This window comes from Ensifer sp. GW823-FHT05D09, assembly GCF_058795755.1.
The window spans coordinates 24933-49558 of the sequence record NZ_JBXAIA010000004.1; the positions used below are offsets into that span (position 1 = coordinate 24933).

The window sequence follows — 24626 nt, forward strand, 5'->3', positions numbered from 1 at the left end:
TAGTCCGAGAAGAGCACGATGTCGAAGAGCAGGCCCCGGCAGCGGACGTCCCAATCGCGAAATGGCGGTAGCATGAGGTGCCATCCGTCGGCAAAGTTGCCTCGCGGCGGCCGCATGGGCATCATCGTGAATACCCTGCAATCCGGCCCGACTGACACGGTCATGAATCCGAATGCCGGCCCCGTCTCGAAGATTGTCAGTCCCGGCATGGCGATCGGCCACTACGGCAATGACGACGAAGTGGCCAGCGTCGTGGTCTCGGCGAATGGATAGAATCCTATGGCAACTGGACTTCTCGCGCTCTCGACGACGTCGCCGCAATTGCGAAACTTGCGACCGCCTCCCTGGATGATGTCGCCGCTCAGACAGCGAAAGCCGGTGCGAAAGCCGCGGGCGTCGTAACCGATGATGCTGCCGTGACACAGAGAGACGTGGTCGGCCTGTCGCCAGCGCGGGAACTGCCAATCATCGCCAAGATCGCGCTCGGTTCTTTGAAGAACAAGCTTCTCCTTCTTCTGCCGGCCTGTATTTTTCTAGGCTATTTCGCGCCATGGGCGATCACCCCTCTCCTGATGGTCGGAGCGAGCGTTCTCCACTGGACTACGACATCCGCAGGCCAGACTATGTTGGCCATATTGATCGGCGGCTTCACCATCATCTTGGTGCATATCTCGGTCCCTTTGATGAAACGGCTCCGACCTCAAAATCCGTGACATAAAGATAGCATCTCGGTGTTTGCAGCTTTGCGCCAATAGCGACCATCGCCGTGAACAATTGCACCGAAGTGGACGACCTCGCTGCCGAGCGATGCAACGTCTCGCGCGGTGTCGCTGCAGTTTCAGGTGAAGACTCGGTCACCCGTATCATTCTGCAAGATCTGAACTGGCGGCGAAAAAGCGCTCTTTGTGGCTTTTATTAATTTCGGCGGCTAGCGTGACGCAGGGGCCTCCAGATTTCCTGCTCAAACGTACTGACACAGACAGATGGAGACTAGATTGCATCGCTTAGCTTCGGCTGTTTTGGTAGTTCAACTCGCAATCCTCGTAGCCTTGGCCGTTGCATGGGCCTCACTTGCTTTGTGGTATCGCCTTCCCGCTTCGGAATTCGCCAGAGGCTTTGCCGCCGGGCTATTCGCCCTTTTCGGGATATTTACGATCGCCGCACTGTTTGGCCCCTGGCGTTACAAAGCCATCCTCACGTTCACAGCGGGGTTCGCATTTATCCTGGTCTGGTGGATCACGATCAAGCCCGTCGAGGACGCATCGTGGGCACCAGATGTCGCACGACAGGTCACAGGCGAGTTCAACGGCGACCTGCTGACACTAACCAATGTAAGGGACTTCGACTGGCATAGCAGCACCGACTTCATCGAACGATGGACGACGCGCACTTACGATATGAGTAAGCTCCGGACGGTCGACCTGTTCATGTCCTATTGGGCGGGGCCGGAGATTGCCCACGTGATTTTCAGCTTCGGTTTTGAAGGCGGAGAGCAGCTTCCGTGGTCGGTGGAAGTCCGTCGCCGCGTCGGAGGTGCGTTCTCGCCGCTCGCCGATCTATTCAAGAGCAATCCTCTTGTCATCATTGCAGCAGACGAACGGGATGTGGTGGGCGTCCGTTCGAACTTCCGTGGCGAAGATGTCCAGATCTACCGCCTGAACGTATCCCCGGAACAGGCCGGTGCGCTCCTGCGCGAGTATGTTGCGGACGCCAATGCACTGGCCACGACGCCGCTGTTCTACAACTCGCTCACAAGCAACTGCACGACGACGGTCGTCAAGATGATGCGCGTTGTTGGAGGCAAGGTTCCTTTCGACTGGCGTCTCATCGTCAACGGCTATCTCCCAGAGTATGCCTACGATCATGGCGCATTGGATACGTCAGTGCCGCTCGCTGAACTCAGAACTGTCGCTCACATCGACCAGCGCGCTCGGGCCGACGGATTATCGCCGAACTTCTCAATGGCGATACGCGTCGGCGTATCTTCGCCAGCGCCGCAGGACCCGCGATAATTGGATGGCAGCCCCTACTTTGACCGTACCTGGAAGCTGCCGGATTTCGATTTGGAAAAGTAACTCCTCTTCGGCCGCGGTGGCGGTGTTGGTCAAATAAGCGAATATCCGGTTTGGGCCCAATTCCAGACGGCTGGCAAGAACTCCGATGTCCGCTTTCGGTGGTAGGTTTACTGGCAGCTGACCGTCGGCCATCGGCCCAAAGACGTTCGCCCCTATCCTTCGCCTTGAAAGGACTCGAACCCGCGATCCAAGCGCCGCTTCATCAACAAAGCGAGGACGCTATGAGCTTATGCTCGCTCAATGAGCGTGTGTCTGTATTTCACGCCTCAGCTCAACGCGCCAACCAACCCCCATCAACCGGGATAACCGCACCATGCATGTAGCGTGATGCCGGCGCCAGCAGGAACACCGCAGCGTCGCCGATATCCTCGGGCGTGCCCCAACGCCCGGCAGGGATGCGGTCGACGATCGCTGCACTGCGATCGATGTCCGCGCGCAAGGCCTCAGTATTGTTCGAGACGATGTATCCGGGCGCGATGGCGTTGACGTTGATACCCTGACTTGCCCATTCGTTGGCAAGGATGCGGGTGATGCCGAGCACTCCATGCTTTGACGCCGTATAGGAGGCAACACGAATGCCGCCCTGGAAGGACAGCAGCGAGGCGATATTGACGATCCGTCCGGCGCGCTTTTCGGGGAGGAGCCTGCGGCCATAGGCCTGGCTCAGAAGAAAGGTCGCCTTCAGATTGAGGTCGATCACATCGTCCCAGTCCACCTCCGAAAGTTCGACAGAGGCGGCCCGGCGAATGATCCCGGCATTGTTGACCAATCCGTCGAGTGGGCCGCATTCCTCTGAGACGCGGTCGATCAAGTGCTTGACCGAGTCACCATCTGAGAGATCGCAGGCGAACGGCAAGGCCCTGCCGCCCGCGACCTCGACCTTTTCAACCGTCTCCGTCATCGAAGAGCGCCCGACAGCGACCACTTCGCCGCCCGCCCGGCCGATCGAGACCGCTATGCCCTGACCGATCCCGGTGTTGGCACCGGTGACGAGCACGCGCTTCCCTTTGAGGCTGAAGGCAGAAAGATCGCTCATCGCAACGTCTCCATCGGGACCGGGTCGGCGTCAGTGTAGTCGACATTGTCGCCCGCCATCGCCCAGATGAAGGCGTAGTTGGAGGTGCCGCAACCGGAATGGATCGACCACACCGGCGACAGCACAGCCTCCTCATTGGCCATCACGATATGGCGCGTCTCGGAGGGCTCGCCGAGGAAATGGAAGACGCGCGCCGGCTCCGGAAGATCGAAATAGAGATACACTTCCATGCGCCGGTCATGGATATGGGCGGGCATGGTGTTCCACACCGAGCCTTTCTTCAGTTCCGTCATGCCGACGACCAACTGGCAGGTCTCGATCCCGTTGGTGAACTGAAAGATCGATCGTTCGTTCGACGTCTCCAGACTGCCGAGGTCCAGGCGCTTCGCGCCAGCGATCGTCAGGAGCGCCGTCGGCAAGGCGCGGTGCGCCGGCGCCGACAGCAAATAGAACTTTGCCGGGTTCGCGCGGTCGTCGGAGACGAGAACCACATCCTGACCCATACCGACATAGATCATGTCACGTTTGCCGAGAGAATGGCTCTTGCCGGAGACGACGATACGCCCTGGTCCACCGATGTTGACGGCAATCAGCTCGCGACGTTCGAGAAACGTCTTCGTCCCCATCGGCTTGATGGCTTCAAGCGTCAATTCTGCCTCAACCGGCATGGCACCGCCGACCACCATGCGGTCGTAATGGGTGTAGGTGAAGTTGACGCGATCGCTCTCGAAGAGGCCGGCGATATGAAAGTTGTGGCGCAGTTCCTCCGTCCCCATCGCGGCTGCGGCGAGTGGATCGATGGCGTGGCGGGACGAGAAATTGGAGAGCGTCATGTCAGGTCTTTCGGTCGTTGCGGGAGAATCGGTTGATGTCAGAGCGGTACGCCACGCATCAGCGTTACGGTGGTTCCCCGCTCCGAGAGGAGCCTTCGAAGCGCCTCGACATCCGGCGCTGCGGGCAAGCGGGACAGTTTCCTCTCTCCATCTGCCGCGTCGCCCTGCGCGAGGACGGCGACGGCGAGCGTGCTGATGCCGGCAGGAACAGTGCCGAGCAATTGAGGAATGACCGTCTTTGCCGAAACCAGATTGGTATTCGGCGCCGCGATGTGGCAGCGCCCCTTTCGCGCAATCGACGAGCCGATATCGATCACACCCGAAAGGTCCGTCCCGGTGGTGACGACGGCGCGACCGGCATCCTGTTCAAGGACCTCGGCAGGGTCCCGCCCTAGGGCAAAGCCGCCTTCGATGGTAGCGAGCGATCGCGGCGTCTCAACGCGATGGAGCCGGACCTGAAAATCACCGTCCCAGTAGAGCCAGGTTTCAACCGAGACGTCGGCATAGGGCCGCCAGCGCGCGTAAAGAACGTTGTCGGCGATCAGCGCTTGCTCGTTGGTCTCGCGCACGCGGAAATGCACGCCATCGTCGCTGAAGCCGATCATCGATTCGAGCACGGAATTGTCGAACCGCCAGAGATCGTTCTCGACGCTGAAACCGTAGCGCGCCGAATAGGCGAACTTGGCATATTTCTCCGGCGCGAAGCGGATGAAGGTGTTCTCGGCGCTGGTGTGCTGACCACAGGAGAGCGCAATCGCATCCCCCGGCGGATTGGCAATCAGGAAACCGATATGGCACTGGGCGGAGACCGCCGGTCGCGCTGGGCAGACGGTCTCGTCGCTCGCCCAGAACGGATGGTCCTCCGGCAGCATCAGCGGAAGGAAGGCCTTCAGCGCCCAGTAGGGCGATTGCGCAGAATTGTAGGGTTCCGACATGATCAGGTTGGGATAGGCGTAGCCGACGGGCATCACGCCGTCGCGCGCGGCAAAGGGTTGCTTTGCCCACCACCGCAGATGCCGCAGGAAGTATCCCTTCTGCTCGCCGAAAGGGATCGTCTCATCGCCGACGAGCGCCATGGCGCCGAAGAGGCCTGCGATGGCAAAGCGATAGGTCATCGAGCGGCCGAAGCAGAGAGCTGGCCCGTCATCGGCGAACCACCTCGCCAAATCGCCGGCAATCAACGTGGCCCGCTCACGATATCTGTTCGTCCAATCGGCACCATTGAGGGCGGCCAGGATCAGGCCGTAGAAGTGGAAGGCAAAGGGAATGTAGTGGTCGGCGCGCCGCACATCGCCATCGTGATACCAGCCGTCGCCGAGATAGAAGCCGTCAAGTTCGCGCCGGTATTTTTCGTCAAGCCGCCGGTCGTAGTCGACACCGACATGGCTGAGCCCCATGCCGACGAGCAGCCGGAAGAACTTCCAGTTGTTGTCGCTGTATTCGCAGGCATGGCCTTTCAGCAGGTAGGCAGCGACATTGCGGCGTTCGACTTCAGACAGGGGTGCCCAGAGCTTGTCCGGCACCAGCCTTAGCGCGAAGCCGATCGCCGCCAGCTCCACCAGACGCTGGCTGCGATCGAAGCAGTCGCCCCAATATTCCGGATGCGCCGGATCGCAGCCGTTGGCGAGGCCGCGGGCGATCGGCGCCCAGTCGATCCACGTCGCACCGCCGACCTCAGCCGGCGCCAGCCCCCAGAGCAGGCGGGAGTAGCCCTCCATGTCGGCGGATTCCTGGTCGAAATGCGCGGCGTGCGCATCCAGCCGTATCCGAGCGCCGCCAGGAGAGCGATATTTCTCCACCGGCTCGACCAGCACCTTGAGCGCGGTTTCGACGTCGGCGCGGCTTTTCAGCGGATTGCCTGCCCAGGGCTTGAACAGGCTCTCGGGAAAGATCGTGTCGGTCATGCGAAAAGGCTTCCGTTCGGAGGTTGCCGCGCGGGAACGGTGACTTTCCCACGCAGCTCTGCAAAGTGGAGCGAATGCTCAGGCCTTGAGAATTCGGTCGGCCGACGAAACGAGTTCGCTACCGGCTTCTGCCGGCGTCAGCTGGCCAAAGGCGACCTTGTCGGCGAGCGGGCGGAAAACGCGCTCGTCGAGCTCGCCAGCACCAAGCGGCACGGCCGGCGGATAGGCCCCGACACGGTCAGCGATGCTGTTGACATAGTCGACCGTCTTCTTCGCGGTCGCATCGATCGAGGGGAGAACGGCAGCCTGCACGTCGGTGTTGACGGGCACGCCTCGCTCGACCTGAAGGATCTTGCCGGCCTCCAGATCATTGACGAAGAAGTCGATGAACTGCGCTGCAAGCTCCGGGTTCTTCGCCGTGCTGGCGATCGACCAGTGCAGGCCGGGACGGTAGAAGAGACCGGAAGGCCCGCCGGCAGAACTGACAGGCAGCGACGTGATGTCGAGCGTGCTCTTGGAGATCTTCTGGAAGGCCGGCAACTGGTTGGAGAAGGCAATGGCGATGACGGCGTTGCCGGTTGCCAACGGATTGCTGTCGACCAGGACCTTGTCGAGCGCCTGGATCTCGGCGGACACGCAGCCGCCATTCTTCGTGAGGCTCTCCCAATAGCCGAACCAATCGGCCGCATCAGTGGCCTCGTAGCCAAGCTTTCCGGCCTCGGTGTAGAGCTTCTTGCCGCGCTGATGCAGAAACGCCTCGAAAGCATAGGTGTAGCGCGACGCGTTTCCGACCGCCCAGACATTTTTCTTGCCCATCGCCTTGGTTAGGTCGATCGCAAGCTTGGCGAAGTCGTCCCAGGTGGTCTTTGCAGAAGGCGGCGCAAGCCCGGCCTTCGCCATGGCGTCCGCGTCATAGATCATCGCGAAGGCGTTCAGTGACAGCGGCATGCCGGTGACCTTGCCGTCGACCGTCCCGAGATCAAGCACGCCCGGCACTAGCTTTTCGGTGCGGATCACCTTTCCGAGATAATCGTTGAGCGGCAGGTTGGTGGACCGGCGGCTATAGTCGGCAAAGCGGCTCGGCTCGAGCTGGAATATATCCGGCGCATTGCCGCCGGCGATCATCGTCGTGAGCTTCGCCCAGTAGTCGCTGCCCCCCACCTCGCCGACGATCTTCACGCCGGAGTGCGCGGCTTCAAAAAGCTTGGCCGCACCCAGCGTGCGTTCGGCACGGCTGGGTGTGCCCCACCAGTAGAGGCGCATGGAATCGTCCGCGAAGGCGCGGAAGGCTGGCATCGTCGCAATCGTGGCGCCGGCACCGAACAGCGCGGCGTTGCGCAAGAAATGGCGTCTGTTGATCATGTTCTCCTCCTCCATGATGTGTTTTGAGATCCCGTTTCGAGATCAGTGGCCGATGCGATCGCCGGCCTCGTCGAACAGGTGGCAGTTTTCCGTCGCAATCCTGACTTCCAGCGTCGAGCCGGCTTTGATCGGGCGTTGGCCATCGAGAGCGACCGTCAGCGACTGCCCGTCGGAAAGCCGTCCATAGACGATGGTCTGGCCGCCGAGATGCTCGACATGGACGACCGTCAGCGCGCCGAGTTCGAGCCCACCGGTTCCATCAGTTGCGAGATGTTCCGGACGCAGGCCCAGGCTAAGCTTTGCGCCATCAGCGATACGCCCCTCGACCGGAAGCCGCACTTGTTGGCCAGCGATGTCGATCGAAACGCCGCCGTCACGGACATCGCTGGCGACGACATCGAGAAAATTCATCTTGGGCGAGCCGATGAAGCCGGCAACGAAGCGGTTGGCGGGCCGGTTGTAGATCTCGAGCGGCGTGCCGTGCTGCTCGATGACACCGGCGCGCAGGACGACGATGCGGTCGGCGAGCGTCATCGCCTCCACCTGGTCATGGGTGACGTAGATCATCGTCGCCCCGATGTCCCTGTGCAGCTTGGCAATCTCGACGCGCGTCTGGACCCTGAGTTCCGCATCAAGGTTGGAGAGCGGCTCGTCGAACAGGAAGATCTTTGGGTCACGCACGATCGCCCGGCCGATCGCCACGCGCTGCCGCTGACCACCGGAGAGCTGCTTCGGCTTGCGCTCGAGCAGATGGGTGATCTGCAGGATGTCGGCTGCCTTGCGCACGCGCTTGTCGATCTCGGGCTTCGGCATCTTTGCCGTTTCGAGGCCGAAGGACATGTTCTTGTAGACGCTCATATGCGGGTAGAGCGCGTAAGACTGAAAGACCATGGCGATGCCCCGCTCGCTCGCCGCCCTTTCGTTCATGCGTTCACCACCGATCGCAAGTTCGCCGCCGCTGATCGGCTCAAGCCCTGCGATCATGCGCAAGAGGGTCGACTTGCCGCAGCCGGAAGGGCCGACGAACACCACGAATTCTCCGGAACCGATCGCCAGGTCGACGCCACGGATGATGTCGAGATTGCCAAAGCTCTTCTTGATCTTGTTCAAAGCCAGCGTCGTCATCGTTTTCGTCCCTATCTCTCAATTTCCGTGTGTCAGCGCTTCATGCCGGTTGTCGCGATGCCTTCGATCAGCAGTCGCTGGAACAGGATGAAGAGAATGAAGATTGGCAGCACCGTCAGTGTCGACATCGCGAAGAGCGAGCCCCAATCCGACGTGCCGGTGGAGTCCACGAAGGTGCGAAGGCCGAGCTGGGCGGTGTATTTCTCGATGTCGTTCAGATAGATCAGCGGCGCGAAGAAATCGTCCCAGGTCCAGATGAACGAAAAGACTGCCGCCGTCGCGAGCACCGGCGTGGAGAGCGGCAGGATCACCTTCAGGAAGATGCGCAGCGGCCCGCATCCGTCCATGATCGCCGCCTCGTCGAGTTCCCGCGGAATGCCGCGGAAGAACTGCACCATCAGGAAGATGAAGAAGGCGTCGATCGCCAGGAACTTCGGCACCACCAGCGGCAGGATGGAGTTCACCCAGCCGAGCTTGAGGAACAGGACATATTGCGGGATCAGCACCGCATGCTGCGGCATCATCAACGTCCCGAGCATGAGCGTGAACCAGAACGAGCGTCCCTTGAAGCGCAGGCGGGTGAAGGCATAGGCCGCCATCGAGCAGGAAAAGAGATTGCCGACGACCACCAGCAGCGAGATCACCAGCGAATTGAAGAACATCCAGCCAAAACTGACGCTGAGGCCGCTCCAGCCGCGATGATAGGCATCAACAGTGGGCTCGATCGGAATCAGCCCTGTCGAGGTGAAGATCTCGCTGTCCGGCTTGAAGGAACTCGCGACCATCCAGAGCAGCGGATAGAGCATGAGGAAGCTGACTGCGACCAGCAGCGCGTAGAGCAAAGCCCGCTTCCACGGCGATACGCTGGGCTCGGCGGCGTCGGCGCGTGCTGCGATGTTGGTCGTCGAAAGGGCGGCATCAGTCATCGTAGTGTACCCAGTACCTGGCCGTCAGGAATGACATGGCGGTGAAGAATGCGATGATGAGCACCAGGACCCAGGCCAGCGCCGAGGCATAGCCGAAGCGGAAGTTGGTGAAGGCCTCCTGGTAGAGGTAGAGCGTGTAGAACAGCGTGGAGTCGATCGGCCCGCCGGTTCCGTCGCTGATGACGAAGGCCGATGTGAAGGCCTTGAAGGCGTCGATCGTCAGGATCACGGCATTGAAGAAGATCACCGGCGTCAGCAGCGGCAGGGTGATCTTGAAGAACTGCCGGGTTTTACCCGCGCCATCGATGCTCGCCGCCTCGTACATGTCCTGCGGGATCTGACGCAGGCCGGCGAGGAAGATGATCATCGACGAGCCGAACTGCCAGACCGCCAGAAGAACGAGCGTGTAGAGCGATGTCGAAGGGTTCGAAATCCAGCTCGGCCCCTCGAAACCGAAAAGCATGTTGAGCGCCTGATTGAGCAGGCCGTCGCCGGCAAAGACCTGCCGCCAGAGTACCGCCACGGCAACGCTGCCGCCGACCAGGGACGGCAGGTAAAAGATAGCACGGAAGAACGACAGGCCCCCAAGCCCCCTGTTCAGGGCCACCGCTACAGCGAGCGCAAAGATGAGCTTCAGAGGCACCGACAGAAGCACGAACGTGAAGGTCACGTTCATCGCGGTCCAGAAGCGCGGATCGTCTGTGGCGATGCGCACATAGTTTTCCGCGCCGACCCAGTTGGCGGCGCCAAGGCCGCTGTAGTCGGTGAGAGACAAATAGAACGAGGCGACCGCGGGGCCGAGCGTCAGCAGAAAAAAGCCAACAAGCCACGGCGCCAAAAAGCCGTAACCCGCTAGACTGTCTCCGAATGTGAATCGGCCGGCCGCAGCCGTCCTCTCCGTTGTCCCCAGTGTGGACATTGCACTTACTCCAACCATGCCCGGCTCCTCCCGAGCATCCAACACCTATCGCCAGAAACTTTTCTCGTCAACAAAAAGTTTCGTGGTTGACGAAATTATCGTAATCATGCGAAAACTTCACGAAACCAACGTGAGGCTTATCAATGCGCATAGAACGAAACAGCTACTTCAGCGCGGTCGAGATGGTCGGCCAACGCCCCAATCGCGAGCGCCATCAGCAGGCTCTCGAGCGCTGCGCTGCCAAACTGCTCCAGACCATGCCTATCATTGGGCTGCGCAATCCGAAGATCGGGCTGGCGGATCAGACTTGGAGCTTCTGCGGGCCCTATGACTGGGTCGTGAGCTTTCAAGCCGGCCAGCTCTGGCTTGCACTGCAGCTGACCGGCGACGCTCGATTCCTGAACGCCGCCCGCGCTCGCCGTTCCGTGTTTCGCGACATCTTGCACCTTCGCGATGCCCAAGACCACGATCTCGGCTTCCAGTTTTCGCTGAGCTGCGTCGCCGAATGGCTGATGACGGGCGACCAGGAAGCACGCGATCTCGCTCTTGAGGCAGCAGGCAGGCTGCTTGAGCGTTATCGGCCGGATGGACAATACATCCAGGCCTGGAATGCCCGCTCGATCCACGGCGGCATTCGCTCCGAATTCGTCAACGGGCGCGTCATCGTCGATACGATGCAAAACCTCGCACTGCTGCACTGGGCGCATCGCGAGACCGGTCGCTACGATTTTGCCGAGGCCGCCAACGGCCACGCCGCAACAACCTTGAAGCACCTGGTTCGTGCTGACGATACGAGCTTCCATACGTTCCTGTTCGACCCGGCGAGCGGCAAGCCGCTGCGCGGCGAGACCCACCAGGGCTATGCGGACGATTCCTGCTGGTCGCGTGGCCAGGCCTGGCTGATTCATGGCTACGCGCAATGTGCAGCGACGACAGGGGACCCAGCTTTCCTCGACGCGGCCAGGCGACTGGCGGCAAAGGCAGAAGTTCTGATGGGCAATGACGACGTTCCTGTCTGGGACTATTCCGTCCCCAACGCCAAGACGGCGCCGCGCGACAGTTCTGCGGGCGCGATCATGGCCGCGGGTGTCTTCATTCTCGCCGGGCTCTGCGAACCGAAAGAGGCCTCGCGCTGGTACGCTTTCGGCGATCGCCTGATCGGCGGCCTACTCGACAGCTGCGACCTGACCGACGACCCCAAGGCCGAGGGCCTGCTCGCCCATGGAGCGGCCCATGCGAGCGCCGGATACTCCGACGCCATGCTGCCCTATGGCGACTATTATTTCATGGAGGCATTGATGCGCTCGCTTGGGCACACGCGCTTCTTCTGGTAGTGGACGATCATGACCATGCAGCCGCAATCAATCTCGCCCACTCCGGCCAGATAGGACCTTCGTCGATATGGATGACGAATCGAACGCCCCGACACTCAAGGACATCGCCGACGCCGCGGGCGTTTCGGTCGCGTCCGTATCGAAGGTGCTCAACAATCGCGGCGGCGTCGGCGACGAAAGCCGGCGCAAGATTCTCGATCATGCGGAGCGGCTGGGCTACCAGGTTCGGGCCGCCCGCTCGCTGATCCGCGCCGGCGTCGAGAGCACGGTGCTGGTGATGCCGGCGCAGTTCTATGCGAGTTCGGCCTTCTACGAGGACGTCATTCAGGGCGTTCTCTCCGAGGCAGGTACAAGCTCGCTCAGGATCGATGTCAGGCTCGTCTCCCTCGATGCGGAGATCGCAATCGGGGAAATCACCGATATTCTGCGTGACATCCGCCCGGGCGCCCTCGTTCTGCTCGGCATGGATCATCCCGCAATGATCGACAGGATCGTCGTCAGCGGCATCCCGGCGGTCATCATCAACGGCATGGACCGGACCATGCGGCTCTCCTGCGTGCTGCCCGACAACTGGTCTGCCGGCTGGCTCGCCGCACAAAGGCTGCTTGCAGCCGGCCACCGCGAAATCGTCCACGTGACGATCCCGCACCGGCTGTCGCTGCGCCGGCGTCTCGAAGGCTTCCGCGTTGCGCTGGAAGAAGCCGGAATCAGGTTTGACGAAAACCGGCACCTTTTCGACCTTGCCGGCTTTGGCCTGCAGGAACCGGACACGACGCCGGCGATACGCCAGGCGTTGCAACAGGGGCGTTTTGCGGACACGACGGCATTTTTCTGCAGCACGGATCTGATCGCGATCAATGTGATGCAGGCGCTCGAAGGGCATGGCCACTCGGTTCCGGACGACTTCTCGATCATCGGTGTCGATGACATCGCCATCGCCCAGCATAGCCGCCCACCTTTGACGACCATGCGGATCGACCGCGCCGAACTCGGCCGCGCCGGTATCCAGCTGCTCTTGGAGCGGATCAACGATCCGGAAATCAATGTGCGCCGGGTTAACCTCGGCGTCCGCCTGGTGGAACGCGCCACTCTCGCAGCTCCAAGGAGCGGCGCGTTCGCGAAAAGAACGTGAGTCTCAGCAGTGATCCGAGAGCGGCGGCCTTGCCACTGTCCGCAATGATGTGACGAAAGGCTAACGTATCGGCCCCCGCCGCAAAAGCGGCCAGTCTACGCGCATGGGACAGTCTGATGAGGCTTTTCAGTCCTCGCGCTCGCGCTAGCGACCGGTTTCAGTGGATACCTTATGCGATTATTTTGGCTCGAAAAGTGAACATCACAGCAACAAAGCTTGCAGGGCTCTAGGAAGCACAGTTCTGTCCGGCTCGTAAACGCGTCGACGCTTAGGTCTGCAAACGACAACTTTGCGCCCCATCTCGGTAGAGATAATTTGGCCTCGGCCCAGCAGCGCAATTCGGCTTCTTACCTGCGGGCGATGCAGCTATGATCGGGTCATGGATACCCGTGATTGCAACAAGATCGCCGCGTGGTTGGCTGAGGCCGGCCTGCTGGGGATTCGAGACGAGGCCTCGTTGACGCAGGCATTCTGCGAACGATGCGTCGAGGCTGGACTGCCGCTCGGCAAAGTCTTCGTGATGATCGACACGCTACATCCGATGTATGAGGCGCGCGCTTATTTTTGGGACGAGGGGCCCGAAAACCCTTTCCGCGAAGAAGAGTATGTCGGCAGTCGCGATCCGGAAGGTACGGCGCAGTGGTCGCGTAGCCCCTTCCTGCAGATGCTGCGCCGACGCGAGACCTCGCTGCGCTGCCGGCTGGAGCGCGGCGAAACCCACGGCTATTCAGCGATCCAGGAATTGTGCGACGCTGGTCAAACTGACTATCTGGCTTTCGTCTACCGTACGCGGCAGGCAGTCCGCGTCGAAGATGTCGATGCATTCTATGCGCGTTTCACCACGGCTCGGCCGGGGGGATTCAGCGACGTTGATGTGGCTTGCCTGGCGCAACTTACGCCGCACCTCGGCCTCGCCATCAGGTCCGCTGCGCAAACCCGGCTGACGAAGACGCTCGCCGAAGCCTATCTCGGCCGCGATGCCGGTCGGCGTGTGCTCAGCGGCGCGATTCGACATGATGCTGTGAGGCGTATCCGGGCCGTGCTCTGGTATTCGGACATCACCGGCTACACCCATCTCTCCGAGTCCGTGCAGGCCGATCAGTTGATCCCTCTGATCAACGACTATGCAGAGGCGGTGATTGGGGCGGTCAAGTCGGCCGGCGGTGATGTCCTGAAGCTGATCGGAGACGGCGTGCTGGCGATGTTTACGAGTTCCCGGCCGGAATATGCGTGCCGAGCGGCCATTGACGCAGAGCACGATCTACGGCTGCGGCTCGGCCAGCTTGCACGCCGCCGCAAAACAGAGGGCCTGCCTGTCGCCGACATCCATCTCGGTCTACATGCGGGCGATGTGTTCTACGGCAACATCGGCACACCCGACCGGCTCGATTTCACTGTGGTTGGCCAGGCAGTCAACGAAGTAAGCCGCATCAGCGATATGTGCCATTCCACAGGGCGAAACATGCTCTGCTCCTCGGAATTCGCCGACCTCCTGCTGGGGGAGGAACGAGACAAGCTCGTTTCCGTCGGGCGATTTGCGTTGAAAGGCGTTGGAAAAGCCAAAGAATTGTTCACGCTCGATCCAAGCCTTGCAGCCGCGGGTACGACACCGAAAAAAATGACGACCTCTCGCCGGCGGGCATCTGTGGCGAGGCCTTGATGGGACAAGACCTGTTACTGCGTTTTGCAGCCCGCGACTCGCGGCGAGCCTTGAACGTCCGCTTGATAAGCGCCGAGACCAAAAGCTGACTGTCCGGTGACGGCCCCAATTAAGACGCTCGCCCCTATCCATCGCCTTGAGTGGCATCGAACCCGCAGCCAGGAGACGAATGTGTTGCTTTCGAGAATACGGGAACCCGGCACACGCCAATTTTCAACGGCATTCACTATCGTTAGGTTTCAAGTATCGATAGTGATGTGGTCCACTAGTTGACCAACTCATAAACGCGTCCTATTTTGGCGTAGAACGTCCAATTCGCGATCGTCCGCAATCTGCGCGACGAGAGACATTGTTCAACGGAGTTTCCCATGAGCGTCACTGTCAAAGTCGCGGAGGCCAAAGCCCATCTTTCAGAACTGCTGGCCCGCGTCGAAGCCGGCGAGGAGGTTATCATTTCCCGCGGCAACGATCCGGTCGCCCGGCTCTCGCGCGTGAAGAAGGACAACGAGCTCTCAGCGCTGATCGCCGAGGTGCGGGCGGCGAGAATGCGGGCAAAACCGGTGTCCAACGACGAGATCCTCGACTGGAAACGTGAGGGTCAGCGGTTTTGAGCAAATTTATCCTTGATGCGTCGATCGCCGCTGCCTGGCTATTGCCAGAAGAATACAGTGAAGCAGCCGAGCAGCTTATCGCCAGGATCTCAGGCCCCTGCCCGGTGCCCGACCTGTTCTGGCACGAGACGCGCAGCATTTTGATCAGCGCCGAGCGGCGGCAACGGATTGCCGCCGGCCAGGCCCATAACGCGATGGCCCGGCTGCGCCGATTGCCCCTTGAGGACATGGGTGCCGGTCAGGACGGCTCGGTGCTCGAGCTCGCGAGTGTGCACGGGCTAAGCGCCTACGATGCCGCCTACCTCGACCTTGCGGTCCGCCAGTCCCTGCCGCTCGCCACCCTCGACCGCAAACTCGCCGGGGCGGCACGCACTGAGAGGATTCAGGTGTTGGGACCATTCGAGAATGAGCATTGATCATGATACAGAGCGGCGCGCGGTGGCACTCGACGCGCTCGATTCCATCCTGCCCTTTGACCGGCGTGACCAACTCGCTGCGCTCCTCACCGACGACGACGTCGCGACGCTCAAGCATCTGGCCAGCGAAGGCATGGGCGACAACACGCTTCGGGCGCTTGCCTCCGATCTCGGCTACCTCGAGGCCTGGTGCCAGCTTGCAACTGAAGATCCCCTCCCCTGGCCGGCGCCCGAAAGCCTGCTGCTAAAGTTCCTTGCGCACCACCTGTGGGACCCGGTCAAGCGCTCCGAGGATCCGAGCTATGGCATGCCGGCAGAGGTGGAAATCGGCCTTCGTTCCCTTCGCGCCCTGCGCGTCGACGGGCCCCACGCCCCGGGGACGGTTCGGCGCCGGCTGACGAGCTGGTCGATCCTCACCCGCTGGCGCGGCCTCACCGGCTCGTTCGACGGCCCTTCCCTCAAATCGGCACTGCGACTTGCTGTCCGCGCCAGTGCCCGCCCACGCCAACGCAAGAGCAGGCAAGCGGTGACCGGCGATGTCCTGGCGAAGCTGTTGCACGCCTGTGCCGGCGAACGGCTGGTCGATCTGCGCGACCGGGCGCTGCTTCTCGTGGCGTTCGCCTCCGGCGGGCGACGCCGATCGGAGATAGCAGGGTTACGAGTCGAAGATCTCCTCGAGGAAGACCCGGTCCGGACGGACCCGGTGAACCCGGACTCCCCTCCCCTCCCCTGCCTCTCGATCCGCCTTGGTCGCACGAAGACGACGGCGAGTGACGACGACGAACATGTGCTGCTTGTCGGCCGGCCGGTTATGGCGTTGAAGGGCTGGCTTAATGAGGCAGGTATCGGCGAAGGACCAATATTCCGGCGCATTGACCAGTGGGGGAATGTCGATCGGCGCGCGATGACACCGCAGTCGGTCAATCTAATCCTAAAAACCCGCTGCAAACAGGCTGGGCTGGATCCGACATTGTTCTCGGCGCATGGATTGCGGTCCGGCTACCTGACCGAGGCAGCCAATCGCGGCATCCCCTTACCCGAGGCGATGCAGCAGTCGTTGCACAAATCGGTGACCCAGGCGGCGAGCTATTACAACAACGCGGAACGCAAGAATGGACGAGCGGCGCGACTGATCGTCTAGGAGGAACTCGGGGCGAGCGCTGCAACATTGCTAGCGATCGCGCCCGATAAAATCCACGGCAGGCCTGCAGCACCATACCCAAAGGAAGCGTCTCTATCGGCTCCCGCATCGGCCTGATTCAAGGCTCGGCTTCGCCCCCTGCTCTATTCGAGAGCTAGGTTCTCAGTAGACTAATCGCGTTCGTATCGTTCCAGGAATTTCGCGTAGGGCCTGAAGAATCTCGTCGGCATCTGCGGAAATTCCTTCGGCCTCGACCACCACATAGCCCGTGTCGCCATGCGTCTGAAGGAACTCAGCGACGATGTTCAGCCCGCGCGACGAGAAGATCTCGTTGAGCTGGATGAGCATTCCGGGGCGGTTTTCATGCACGTGAATGAAACGCGTGCCGTTCGGGCGCTCGGGCAGTTGTACTTGCGGAAAGTTGACGGCGCCCATCGTTGAGCCGATGTCGGAATACTCGACCAGCTTCCTTGAAACCTCCCCGCCGATGCGCTCTTGGGCTTCCTCAGTGGAGCCGCCGATATGCGGCGTCAGAATGACATTGCTCAAGCCTTGCAACGGCGTCTCAAAACGCTCGTTGTTCGATGCCGGCTCCTTGGGGAACACGTCTACGGCAGCACCCGCCAGATGCCCGTCGTTCAGGACTTTCGCAAGCGCATCGAGATCGACCACCGTGCCGCGAGAATTGTTGATGAAGATGGCGCCCTTCTTCATGCGGCGCAATTCTGTTTCGGTGATCATGTTATGCGTCGAGGGTGTTTCGGGAACGTGCATTGTCACATAGTCAGAGATTTCGAGAAGGTCACCGAGCGAAGCCATCGACTCCGAATTGCCCCGGCGCAGCCGATCGGAAAGATCGAAGTAGCGCACGACCATGCCCATGCTTTCGGCGAGCGCGCTGAGCTGCGATCCGATATTGCCGTAGCCGACAATACCGAGCGTTTTGCCGCGGACCTCCCGGCTGCCGACAGCGGACTTCTCCCACCCACCTCGATGCGCGGAAGCCGAGCGCGGAAAGATCTGCCGTGTCAGCATGATAATCTCGCCGATCACAAGCTCGGCCACCGATCGCGTGTTTGAATAAGGTGCATTGAACACCGGAATGCCGCGCCGCCGCGCTGCATCCAGATCGACTTGGTTCGTACCGACGGAGAAACAGCCAACGGCGATCAATTTCTTTGCGGATTTGAGAATCTCGTCCGTCAGCTGCGTGCGGGAACGAATGCCGATGATATGAGCGTCGGCGATGTGGCTCCTAAGATCCCTGTCGTCGAGCGCCTTCGGTAAATGAATGAGGTTGGTGTAGCCGGACGAAGAAAAGTAGTCCACGGCGGTCTGGCTAATGCCTTCCAGCAGAAGCACGGAAATTCGGTCGCGTGGGAGAGAAAGTTGGCGGGTCATAAATATCGCTCCGATTTCCGGAAGGCCGATGTGGCTTCGGCGTCTATGAAGATTTAAGCGGCTGGTCAGGCTAATATCAACACACTGATACCGCGAACAAATCTCGAGGTACCGCGGTTTTCAATGCTTCGTACCCAAAGGTTGGCAAGAGCCCGCGCTCGGCCTTTCGCGTAAAATCGCTCAGATAGCCTCCGGCAGAATTGATGTGCCCTGCCCTTTCGAGGATACACGCCATGACGGCGGCCGCATTCTCGGCCCCAAGGATTCCGCAGGCCTCCTCATAGGCGCTCGGACTGACCCCGAGCATCGATCGAACCACGACGGCGGCAGACAAAAGATCGTGCCAGCTCTCGACCGCACCGTTCGGGCCGTAATCGCGGAACTCCGGGCAGGCCTGCAGCACATACCCAAAGGAAACGTCTTTATCGGCTACCGCATCGGCCTGATTTCAGGGCTCGGCTTCGCGCCCTGCGCTCCGGACTACGGAACCGAGGGACTTTCTGGAAGTGTTGTCGTAGCGCGCAGCCACCGAGCAAGCGATTAGACCTCAGATCTGCAACTCCGCTCGCCAGCATCGTGATTGGACAGAGCGCGGGACGAGGAACAGGCTGATTGAGCTGGCATTCGCAGCACCATTTGATTGGAGGCGACAATGAAGCACCATACATTAGAGCAGATGCAGAACATCGCGCAAATAGAGCCCTTCTTCCACCTGCATGGGATGTCGCGTCGTCAGCGACTTGAGCGCTGGGCCGAGCTCCTTGAGGAAATACGGCATAGGCACCTCGACACGCTTCACGAGACAGAGTTCCAATCCAGCGAGGAGCGAAATGCACTGCGCTGCGACTATTCTCCGATAACTGTCGCACTCCACGATCCCGTTCTCCATTCGGCCGGTATGAAGAACGATACCTATGGCGAAGCGATACGGTTTTTCGAGATCTCTGACGAAGAGTTACATGACGTTGTCTGCTATTGTCGCTTCGGAACCACCGTGAGTGCGGCAGCAGCGGCTCGCCAAGTCCGAGTCCTGCTGTCCGACAAGCCCATGGGCTTTTGGTCTTCACTGCGGGCATTGTTCATTGGTTAGATCGGCGACGTGCCACCCAACTCGACTGCAATCATGGGGCGCCTAGATAGCGCTCAGCGCGGAAGGGCTATTTGCATCCCTCGCGTAAATCGGCGTTCCCAATAACCTGTCGTCTAGCAGGCGCCCCATCTGCTTCTGCTGAGGGAGACTATCACGTACGAGCCGTTTTCAACCTCTTGATGGGGTAACGGAACCCTGACAGCTGTCAGGTTTTTCGTGAGGCGAATACGATATAAAGCCGGGCTTGCGGCATACATGACCGATCCGGGCCTTTCACCGCCGCCCGCCGGCCGAGCCGCCGCGATTGAGACGATCTTGCGTGACTGGCTTGTTGCGCATCGGCGCATGGCCGACGTCCCGGAGCTCACTCCGGTTCGGTTGGATTCCAAGGGCGTGAATCGAGAAGAGGTGCAGTACCCGGGTTTTATCGGATAGCATCCGTGACGCATGTCGGCTCCTGTCGGCCAAAAGTCAGGAATCGAGCCGAGTCCCCGGCAAGCCGCTCCGCTCCTTCGAGGGTCCAGGTCGCTATGAAGGGTGGTCTCATCACCTCACCTTCCCGGCGGTAGCGACCGGGCAATGTCGATGATGTCGTCCCGTGATGCGGTTGGGTCCTCCATATTCCAGGCTACCCCAAGCCCGATCTTCAGATCGACACCGCGCACGGGTCTGAAGGGCCGCAGCCGATCCTACATACGTGGCCTCGCGGTCGTACCGCGGCATGCGCTCACGCGGCTGTCACTGACCTTAGCAATCGGTCGCGAAACTGCGGCTGCACAGTCCGCGGAGGTCGTTGCCACATAAATTGCACCTGCGACAGAGCATCTCGACATGCCGGTACACTTTTCTAGCAAGGCATCCGGCACGCGCCACGATATCTCGTCGAGCACGAATAAAACTATTTCAAGGGCGACAGCCAACAGGGATGGACTAGAGCGTACGCAATGTTACGTTGCGAAAGCAGATCACACGGGATTAGGGCAGCACCATGAAACATGCTCCCATTCTTATCTGCTTGATGCAACGGTCCTGCCGGGATGCAGCCCCACGGAACGAGGTGCGGTCATCGGAAACGTCGCTGGACAGCGTGGACGGGGCAAAATAGGCACCTGCCCCCGCTGACAACTTGGTGAACACGACCCGTTTGCTGGAACGCGCGATCATTGTCGAGCACCCCAATTTTTTGTCGTGCATGTTCAGGTTGACGGCCGATCCGCAGAGCGCATTCCTCAGTATTTACTTCGGCAGGCCGGGTCCGGTCAGCCGTGCCGGCGTACCCACTTTTTGCTGGAGTTCCCCATGAACCGTACAGCTTGTATCACCCGCGTCTGCTGCGCAATCCTTCTCGGTGTCTCCAGCCTCGTGCCTGCTGAACTGGCGGCGCAAACGGTGGCCACTGTCGGTGCAGCGAAGGTTCGCGTAGACGACGTCTCTCCGAGGTACGAGTTCGTCGGTCGGGTCGAAGCCATGGAGGCTGTTGATGTTCGCTCCCGCATCGATGGGTTTATCGACAAACGGTTGTTCGACGAAGGTACCGTCGTTGAGGCTGGCCAACCCCTCTTCCTCATAGACCCACGCGATCTGGAAATCGCGTTGACCGTCACGCAGGCCCAACTGGCCAGCGCGAAAGCCACCCAGACAGATGCCGCACGTCGCTTCCAACGCAACCGCGCCTTGAACCAAACGGTGTCACGCGCGACGCTGGAGGAAAGCGAGACGGCCCTCGATACGGCTGACGCGGCCGTTCTGTCCGCCGAGGCCAGGGTGAGCCAGGCGAAACTCAATCTCAGCTACAGCAAGATATCTTCCCCCATGAAGGGCCGCATCAGTGCGGCATCGCTATCCGCAGGCAGCTTCGTAAACGCCAGTTCCCCGGCGCTGGCCAGGATCGTCCAGATGGACCCGGTGCGGGTTGTTTTTTCCGTTAGCGATCGGACGGTGTTGGACTTGCGCGTAGCGGCAGGAAAGATCAGCAAGGAGGAACTTGCCCAACGCTTCCAGCTTTCGCTGCGCCTTTCGAACGGGCAGCAATACAAGCAAGGGGGGAAGATTGAGTTCTTCGGCAATGAAGTCGACGAGCGGACTGGTACGCTTGCCGTGCGTGCACAGTTCGCCAACCCCGACCTTCTGCTCGTACCGGGTCAGTTCGTGACGGTGGTGATCGCCGGGGACGAGAGGAAGATGCGCCCGGTCGTTCCCCTCGGCGCGGTGCATCAGGACCGTGAAGGCAAATATGTCCTCCTTGTCGGCGACGACGGGAAGGCTGTCCTGCGTCGCATCATGGTCTCCGAACAGGCGGGCGGCAACTGGATCGTCGACAGCGGTCTTGAAGGCGAGGAGATGCTGATCGTTGAAGGGCTGGCAAACATTGCCGACGGATCGGCCATCAAAGTACTTCCCGTGTCTGACGATAGCGCCGATAGGTCCGCTTCCCAATCGGGTGCCTCACAATGAATATTTCCGCCCCGTTTATCGGCCGGCCGCGGCTTGCAATGGTCATTGCGGTGATCATGCTAATCGCCGGTGCTGTCGCCCTCCTGCAGATACCTGTCGCACAGTTTCCGCAGATCACTCCGCCCGAAGTGCAGGTGACGGCGAGCTATCCGGGCGCAAATGCCAGCGTCATGACGGATAGCGTGGGTGCGCCGATCGAGGATCAGGTGAACGGCGTCGAAGATATGCTCTACATGTCTTCCTCCAGCACCAACAATGGTACCTACAGTCTGACGGTGACGTTCGCGCCAGGAACCGACCCGGCGATCGCGCAGGTCAACGTGCAGAACCGGGTCGCGATAGCGACGCCGCGGCTGCCTGCCGCTGTCACCCAGACGGGCGTTTCCGTGAGAAGCCGTTCGTCCAGTATGCTTATGGGGCTAGCGATCTATTCGCCGAAGGGCACGCGTGACAACGTCTTCATCAGCAATTACGCGACAGTCAATATCCGCGATGCCATCGCCCGCGTGCCAGGTGTCGGGGAGGCAGGCGTGTTCGGCCCAACCTACAGCATGCGGGTCTGGATGAATCCTGACCGCATGCAGGCTCTGGGCATCACGGCGTCGGATCTCGCCACTGCGATACGGGCGCAGAATGCACAGGCCTCCGCCGGCCAGATAGGCTCACCTCCCACGGCGTCGGGCCAGCAGCTGGAGCTGACAGTAACGGCGCTGGGGCGTCTTGCCGACGCGAATGCGTTTGGCAACGTGATCGTGCGCACGAACCGCGACGGCGCGATCGTGCGCCTCCGCGATGTCGCGCGCGTCGAACTCGGCGCACAATCCTATGACACCACGTCGACGCTCAACGGCCTTCCCAGCGCCACGCTCGTCGTCTACCAGTCCGCCGACGCCAACGCACTTTCTGTCTCCGAGGCGGTCGTGAGCGAGCTTGAAGCTTTGTCGCGGCAGTTTCCAGACGACATCGCCTATACGGTCGTTTTCGATACGACTGCCTTCGTCAAGGAAACCATCCGCGAGATCTTCATAACGCTCGCGATTACCTTTGCCCTCGTCGTCGCCGTGGTATTTGCCTTCCTTCAGGACTGGCGCGCAACGGTCATCCCTACCCTGACCATACCCGTTTCACTCATTGGGGGCTTCGCCGTCCTCTATGTTCTCGGTTACTCGGCCAACACGATCACCCTTTTCGCGGTCATCCTCGCCATCAGCCTTGTGGTCGATGACGCCATCATCGTCGTTGAAAATGTCCAGCGTATCATGGACCAGACCGGGGCCAACGTACGGGATGCCACCCTACGCACCATGGAACAGGTAACGGGACCGATCGTCGCGACGACGCTGGTACTTGCCGCACTCTTCGTGCCGGTGGCCTTCCTGGCCGGCATCACCGGCGAGCTTTACCGCCAGTTCGCCGTCACGATCCTGATCACCATCGTCTTCTCGACGGTCAATGCGCTGACCCTCAGCCCGGCCTTGTGCGTGCTCATGCTTCGTCCAACGCCGAGACGGCGACTTGGACTGTTCGAGAAGCTGAACGCAGGCCTCGACGCTTCCCGGCGTTTTTACCTGAACCTGCTGCTCGCTTTCGCCCGACGGCTCGCCCTGGCGACGCTGGTCCTGGTCGCGGTCGCAGGGGGAATCTACGGCCTCTACCGCATCATTCCGAATGGTTTCGTGCCCGCCGAGGACCAAGGCTACCTGTTCATGAACGTGCAGTTACCAAACGCAGCTTCCCTGGAGCGCACGGAACGGACAATGGCCGAGGTCAGCGCGCTCCTGCAGCGCACGCCCGGTATCGCCAATACGATTGGCATCGCGGGTGCGAGCATGATCGGCGGTGGTGGTTCGAACTCTGGCATGATCATCTCGGCGCTAAAGCCGTGGAGCGAGCGGGGGCCGGAGCAAAGCGTCTTCGCACTGATGGGCCGTTTACGGGCCGAACTTGCAACGATCTCGACCGCATCCGTCGTGCCCTTCAATCCACCGGCTATTCCGGGGCTTGGCACAACGGGCGGCTTCGACTTCCGCCTTCAGGCGCGCGCCGGGCAGAGCCAGGAAGAGCTTGCCGAGGTCATGCGCAGTCTGATCATGCGCGCGAACCAGACGCCCGGCCTTGCCTCAGTGTTCAGCACATTCTCAGCCGACGTACCGCAGGTCTACCTCGACATCGACCGGGAGCGGGCGGAGCTATACAGCGTGTCCCCCGCCACGATCTTCAGTACGCTGCAGTCCCATCTCGGGTCGTCGTACGTGGACGATTTCAACATCCTTTCCCGGGTCTTCCAGATCCGCATTCAGAACGAGCCGGCCTTCCGCAGCCGGATAGAGGATATCCAGCGACTGAGGGTGCGCAGCGATACGGGCGACCTCGTTCCGCTGCAGGGCTTGCTTTCGATCTCCACCCACTACGGTCCGAATTCGGTGAACCGCTACAACCTCTTCCCCTCCGCCTCGATCAACGGCCAGGCCGGACCGGGCACCAGCACCGGTGAGGCGCTGAGCACCATGGAGGCGCTTGCGGCAAGCACACTGCCAACCGGCTTTGGATTTGAGTGGACCGGGCTGGCACTGCAGGAAAAACAATCGGGCAACCAGACGGTAATGATCCTTATTATGGGCATCGTCTTCACCTATCTCTTTCTCGTTGGCCAGTATGAGAGCTGGAGCATTCCGATAGCCGTGATGATGTCTGTCACAGTGGCCGTTCTTGGGGCCTTGGGAGCACTCTTGGTAGGCGGTATCGATCTCAACATCTACGCTCAAATCGGCCTTCTCTTGCTCATAGGCCTTGCGGCCAAGAATGCCATCCTGATCGTGGAGTTCGCCAAGGATCGCCGGGAGGAGGGAATGAGCATTATCGATGCGGCTACCGAGGGAACGTCGCAGCGTTTTCGGCCGGTGCTGATGACCGCGATGGCGTCCGTTCTGGGCGTTGTACCGCTCGTCCTCGCCACGGGGGCGGGCGCGGGCAGTCGACAGGCGATCGGCGCAACCGTGCTCGGCGGTCTGCTCGTGGGCACTGTCCTCGGATTGGTGATCATCCCGCTGCTTTATATTCTCGCACAGACGCTGCGCGAGGCAGTCAAACGCCGTCTGTTCGGTCCAGCCGGTGCCCAGGACGAGAGTAATGCCTGAAACCTAAACACTCGACCTGACACCGGAGAAACTGGAGGATCGTGGTGTCGTTCTTACGCGCACTTCGGTC

At 60.8% G+C, this 24626-nt stretch carries 19 protein-coding genes and 3 pseudogenes; 12 read left to right on the forward strand and 10 right to left on the reverse strand.

What is annotated here, in order from left to right; genetic code table 11:
* Positions 1-114 precede the first annotated feature (114 nt).
* The 3 genes and pseudogenes from AC1Q80_RS14330 (at position 115) to AC1Q80_RS14340 (ending at position 2012) form a co-directional block, all read left to right on the forward strand.
* Complete coding sequence (locus AC1Q80_RS14330; protein WP_245298385.1) at positions 115-273, forward strand: hypothetical protein; 159 nt, start codon at positions 115-117, stop codon at positions 271-273.
* Positions 274-279: 6 nt separating this feature from the next.
* Positions 280-593: pseudogene (locus AC1Q80_RS14335) on the forward strand (DUF808 family protein); the annotation flags it as partial.
* Between the two features lie 390 nt (positions 594-983).
* Positions 984-2012: an Lnb N-terminal periplasmic domain-containing protein gene (locus AC1Q80_RS14340; protein WP_492360829.1), complete on the forward strand. Its 1029-nt coding sequence runs from the start codon at positions 984-986 to the stop codon at positions 2010-2012.
* A gap of 334 nt (positions 2013-2346) precedes the next feature.
* Here the strand turns inward: AC1Q80_RS14340 and kduD are convergent, their stop codons facing one another.
* The 7 genes from kduD to AC1Q80_RS14375 all read right to left on the reverse strand — a co-directional run bounded on the left by kduD (position 2347) and on the right by AC1Q80_RS14375 (position 10180).
* Complete coding sequence (gene kduD / locus AC1Q80_RS14345; protein ID WP_492360830.1) at positions 2347-3111, reverse strand: 2-dehydro-3-deoxy-D-gluconate 5-dehydrogenase KduD; 765 nt, start codon at positions 3109-3111, stop codon at positions 2347-2349.
* On the reverse strand, positions 3108-3944 hold the full coding sequence (gene kduI, locus AC1Q80_RS14350; RefSeq protein ID WP_492360831.1) for a 5-dehydro-4-deoxy-D-glucuronate isomerase: 837 nt from the start codon (positions 3942-3944) through the stop codon (positions 3108-3110). The genes kduD and kduI overlap by 4 nt, the downstream gene beginning before the upstream one ends.
* 38 nt (positions 3945-3982) lie before the next feature.
* Complete coding sequence (locus AC1Q80_RS14355; protein ID WP_492360832.1) at positions 3983-5848, reverse strand: DUF2264 domain-containing protein; 1866 nt, start codon at positions 5846-5848, stop codon at positions 3983-3985.
* Between the two features lie 78 nt (positions 5849-5926).
* Complete coding sequence (locus AC1Q80_RS14360) at positions 5927-7210, reverse strand: ABC transporter substrate-binding protein (protein ID WP_492360833.1); 1284 nt, start codon at positions 7208-7210, stop codon at positions 5927-5929.
* 42 nt (positions 7211-7252) lie between these two features.
* On the reverse strand, positions 7253-8335 hold the full coding sequence (locus AC1Q80_RS14365) for an ABC transporter ATP-binding protein (RefSeq protein ID WP_492360834.1): 1083 nt from the start codon (positions 8333-8335) through the stop codon (positions 7253-7255).
* 32 nt (positions 8336-8367) lie between these two features.
* Positions 8368-9261 (reverse strand): carbohydrate ABC transporter permease, encoded by an 894-nt coding sequence (locus AC1Q80_RS14370; RefSeq protein ID WP_492360835.1) that lies wholly within the window; start codon positions 9259-9261, stop codon positions 8368-8370.
* A complete protein-coding gene (locus AC1Q80_RS14375; RefSeq protein ID WP_492360836.1) occupies positions 9254-10180 on the reverse strand; it encodes a carbohydrate ABC transporter permease in 927 nt (308 codons plus the stop codon). The genes AC1Q80_RS14370 and AC1Q80_RS14375 overlap by 8 nt, the downstream gene beginning before the upstream one ends.
* 143 nt (positions 10181-10323) lie before the next feature.
* Here AC1Q80_RS14375 and AC1Q80_RS14380 point away from each other — a divergent pair, with 143 nt between their 5' ends.
* From AC1Q80_RS14380 to AC1Q80_RS14405, 6 genes are all read left to right on the forward strand, one after another.
* A complete protein-coding gene (locus AC1Q80_RS14380; RefSeq protein WP_492360837.1) occupies positions 10324-11514 on the forward strand; it encodes a hypothetical protein in 1191 nt (396 codons plus the stop codon).
* A 67-nt stretch (positions 11515-11581) separates the two neighbouring features.
* Entirely contained in the window at positions 11582-12646 is a 1065-nt protein-coding gene (locus tag AC1Q80_RS14385) for a LacI family DNA-binding transcriptional regulator (RefSeq protein ID WP_492360838.1), read from the forward strand.
* 379 nt (positions 12647-13025) lie between these two features.
* The gene (locus AC1Q80_RS14390; RefSeq protein WP_492360839.1) at positions 13026-14306 is read left to right on the forward strand and encodes an adenylate/guanylate cyclase domain-containing protein; all 1281 of its coding nucleotides are present in this window, start codon (positions 13026-13028) and stop codon (positions 14304-14306) included.
* Between the two features lie 368 nt (positions 14307-14674).
* On the forward strand, positions 14675-14917 hold the full coding sequence (locus AC1Q80_RS14395) for a type II toxin-antitoxin system Phd/YefM family antitoxin (RefSeq protein ID WP_090300147.1): 243 nt from the start codon (positions 14675-14677) through the stop codon (positions 14915-14917).
* On the forward strand, positions 14914-15333 hold the full coding sequence (locus AC1Q80_RS14400; protein ID WP_492360840.1) for a type II toxin-antitoxin system VapC family toxin: 420 nt from the start codon (positions 14914-14916) through the stop codon (positions 15331-15333). Before AC1Q80_RS14395 ends, AC1Q80_RS14400 begins: the two co-directional genes overlap by 4 nt.
* On the forward strand, positions 15323-16474 hold the full coding sequence (locus tag AC1Q80_RS14405) for a site-specific integrase (RefSeq protein ID WP_492360841.1): 1152 nt from the start codon (positions 15323-15325) through the stop codon (positions 16472-16474). Before AC1Q80_RS14400 ends, AC1Q80_RS14405 begins: the two co-directional genes overlap by 11 nt.
* 162 nt (positions 16475-16636) lie before the next feature.
* Here AC1Q80_RS14405 and serA read toward each other — a convergent pair whose 3' ends face one another.
* Together serA and repC are read right to left on the reverse strand one after the other, a co-directional pair.
* Positions 16637-17875: a phosphoglycerate dehydrogenase gene (gene serA / locus AC1Q80_RS14410; protein ID WP_492360842.1), complete on the reverse strand. Its 1239-nt coding sequence runs from the start codon at positions 17873-17875 to the stop codon at positions 16637-16639.
* A gap of 151 nt (positions 17876-18026) precedes the next feature.
* Positions 18027-18314, reverse strand: a pseudogene (repC, locus tag AC1Q80_RS14415) (replication initiation protein RepC); the annotation flags it as partial.
* Positions 18315-18527: 213 nt separating this feature from the next.
* Between repC and AC1Q80_RS14420 the strand changes: the two are divergent.
* Positions 18528-18965 carry a hypothetical protein gene (locus AC1Q80_RS14420; protein ID WP_492360843.1) on the forward strand — a complete coding sequence of 146 codons (438 nt, stop codon included), beginning with the start codon at positions 18528-18530 and terminating at the stop codon, positions 18963-18965.
* Between the two features lie 551 nt (positions 18966-19516).
* On the opposite strand, the pseudogene AC1Q80_RS14425 reads toward AC1Q80_RS14420, so the two are convergent.
* A pseudogene (locus AC1Q80_RS14425) lies at positions 19517-19633 on the reverse strand (LysR family transcriptional regulator); the annotation flags it as partial.
* A gap of 631 nt (positions 19634-20264) precedes the next feature.
* Here AC1Q80_RS14425 and AC1Q80_RS14430 point away from each other — a divergent pair.
* Both AC1Q80_RS14430 and AC1Q80_RS14435 read left to right on the forward strand, forming a co-directional pair.
* Positions 20265-21419 carry an efflux RND transporter periplasmic adaptor subunit gene (locus tag AC1Q80_RS14430; RefSeq protein ID WP_173422095.1) on the forward strand — a complete coding sequence of 385 codons (1155 nt, stop codon included), beginning with the start codon at positions 20265-20267 and terminating at the stop codon, positions 21417-21419.
* Positions 21416-24556 (forward strand): efflux RND transporter permease subunit, encoded by a 3141-nt coding sequence (locus tag AC1Q80_RS14435; RefSeq protein WP_492360844.1) that lies wholly within the window; start codon positions 21416-21418, stop codon positions 24554-24556. Before AC1Q80_RS14430 ends, AC1Q80_RS14435 begins: the two co-directional genes overlap by 4 nt.
* Positions 24557-24626 lie beyond the last annotated feature (70 nt).

Bases quoted from the DNA above. Each gene is read 5' to 3' on its own strand.
- AC1Q80_RS14435 (WP_492360844.1), top strand. From the start codon at position 21,416: ATGAATATTTCCGCCCCGTTTATCGGCCGGCCGCGGCTTGCAATGGTC.
- AC1Q80_RS14375 (WP_492360836.1), bottom strand. From the start codon at position 10,180: ATGTCCACACTGGGGACAACGGAGAGGACGGCTGCGGCCGGCCGATTC.
- AC1Q80_RS14405 (WP_492360841.1), top strand. From the start codon at position 15,323: ATGAGCATTGATCATGATACAGAGCGGCGCGCGGTGGCACTCGACGCG.
- kduD (WP_492360830.1), bottom strand. From the start codon at position 3,111: ATGAGCGATCTTTCTGCCTTCAGCCTCAAAGGGAAGCGCGTGCTCGTC.
- AC1Q80_RS14420 (WP_492360843.1), top strand. From the start codon at position 18,528: ATGAAGCACCATACATTAGAGCAGATGCAGAACATCGCGCAAATAGAG.
- AC1Q80_RS14390 (WP_492360839.1), top strand. From the start codon at position 13,026: ATGGATACCCGTGATTGCAACAAGATCGCCGCGTGGTTGGCTGAGGCC.
- serA (WP_492360842.1), bottom strand. From the start codon at position 17,875: ATGACCCGCCAACTTTCTCTCCCACGCGACCGAATTTCCGTGCTTCTG.
- AC1Q80_RS14385 (WP_492360838.1), top strand. From the start codon at position 11,582: ATGGATGACGAATCGAACGCCCCGACACTCAAGGACATCGCCGACGCC.
- AC1Q80_RS14395 (WP_090300147.1), top strand. From the start codon at position 14,675: ATGAGCGTCACTGTCAAAGTCGCGGAGGCCAAAGCCCATCTTTCAGAA.
- AC1Q80_RS14340 (WP_492360829.1), top strand. From the start codon at position 984: ATGGAGACTAGATTGCATCGCTTAGCTTCGGCTGTTTTGGTAGTTCAA.
- kduI (WP_492360831.1), bottom strand. From the start codon at position 3,944: ATGACGCTCTCCAATTTCTCGTCCCGCCACGCCATCGATCCACTCGCC.
- AC1Q80_RS14380 (WP_492360837.1), top strand. From the start codon at position 10,324: ATGCGCATAGAACGAAACAGCTACTTCAGCGCGGTCGAGATGGTCGGC.
- AC1Q80_RS14370 (WP_492360835.1), bottom strand. From the start codon at position 9,261: ATGACTGATGCCGCCCTTTCGACGACCAACATCGCAGCACGCGCCGAC.
- AC1Q80_RS14330 (WP_245298385.1), top strand. From the start codon at position 115: ATGGGCATCATCGTGAATACCCTGCAATCCGGCCCGACTGACACGGTC.
- AC1Q80_RS14360 (WP_492360833.1), bottom strand. From the start codon at position 7,210: ATGATCAACAGACGCCATTTCTTGCGCAACGCCGCGCTGTTCGGTGCC.
- AC1Q80_RS14355 (WP_492360832.1), bottom strand. From the start codon at position 5,848: ATGACCGACACGATCTTTCCCGAGAGCCTGTTCAAGCCCTGGGCAGGC.
- AC1Q80_RS14365 (WP_492360834.1), bottom strand. From the start codon at position 8,335: ATGACGACGCTGGCTTTGAACAAGATCAAGAAGAGCTTTGGCAATCTC.
- AC1Q80_RS14430 (WP_173422095.1), top strand. From the start codon at position 20,265: ATGAACCGTACAGCTTGTATCACCCGCGTCTGCTGCGCAATCCTTCTC.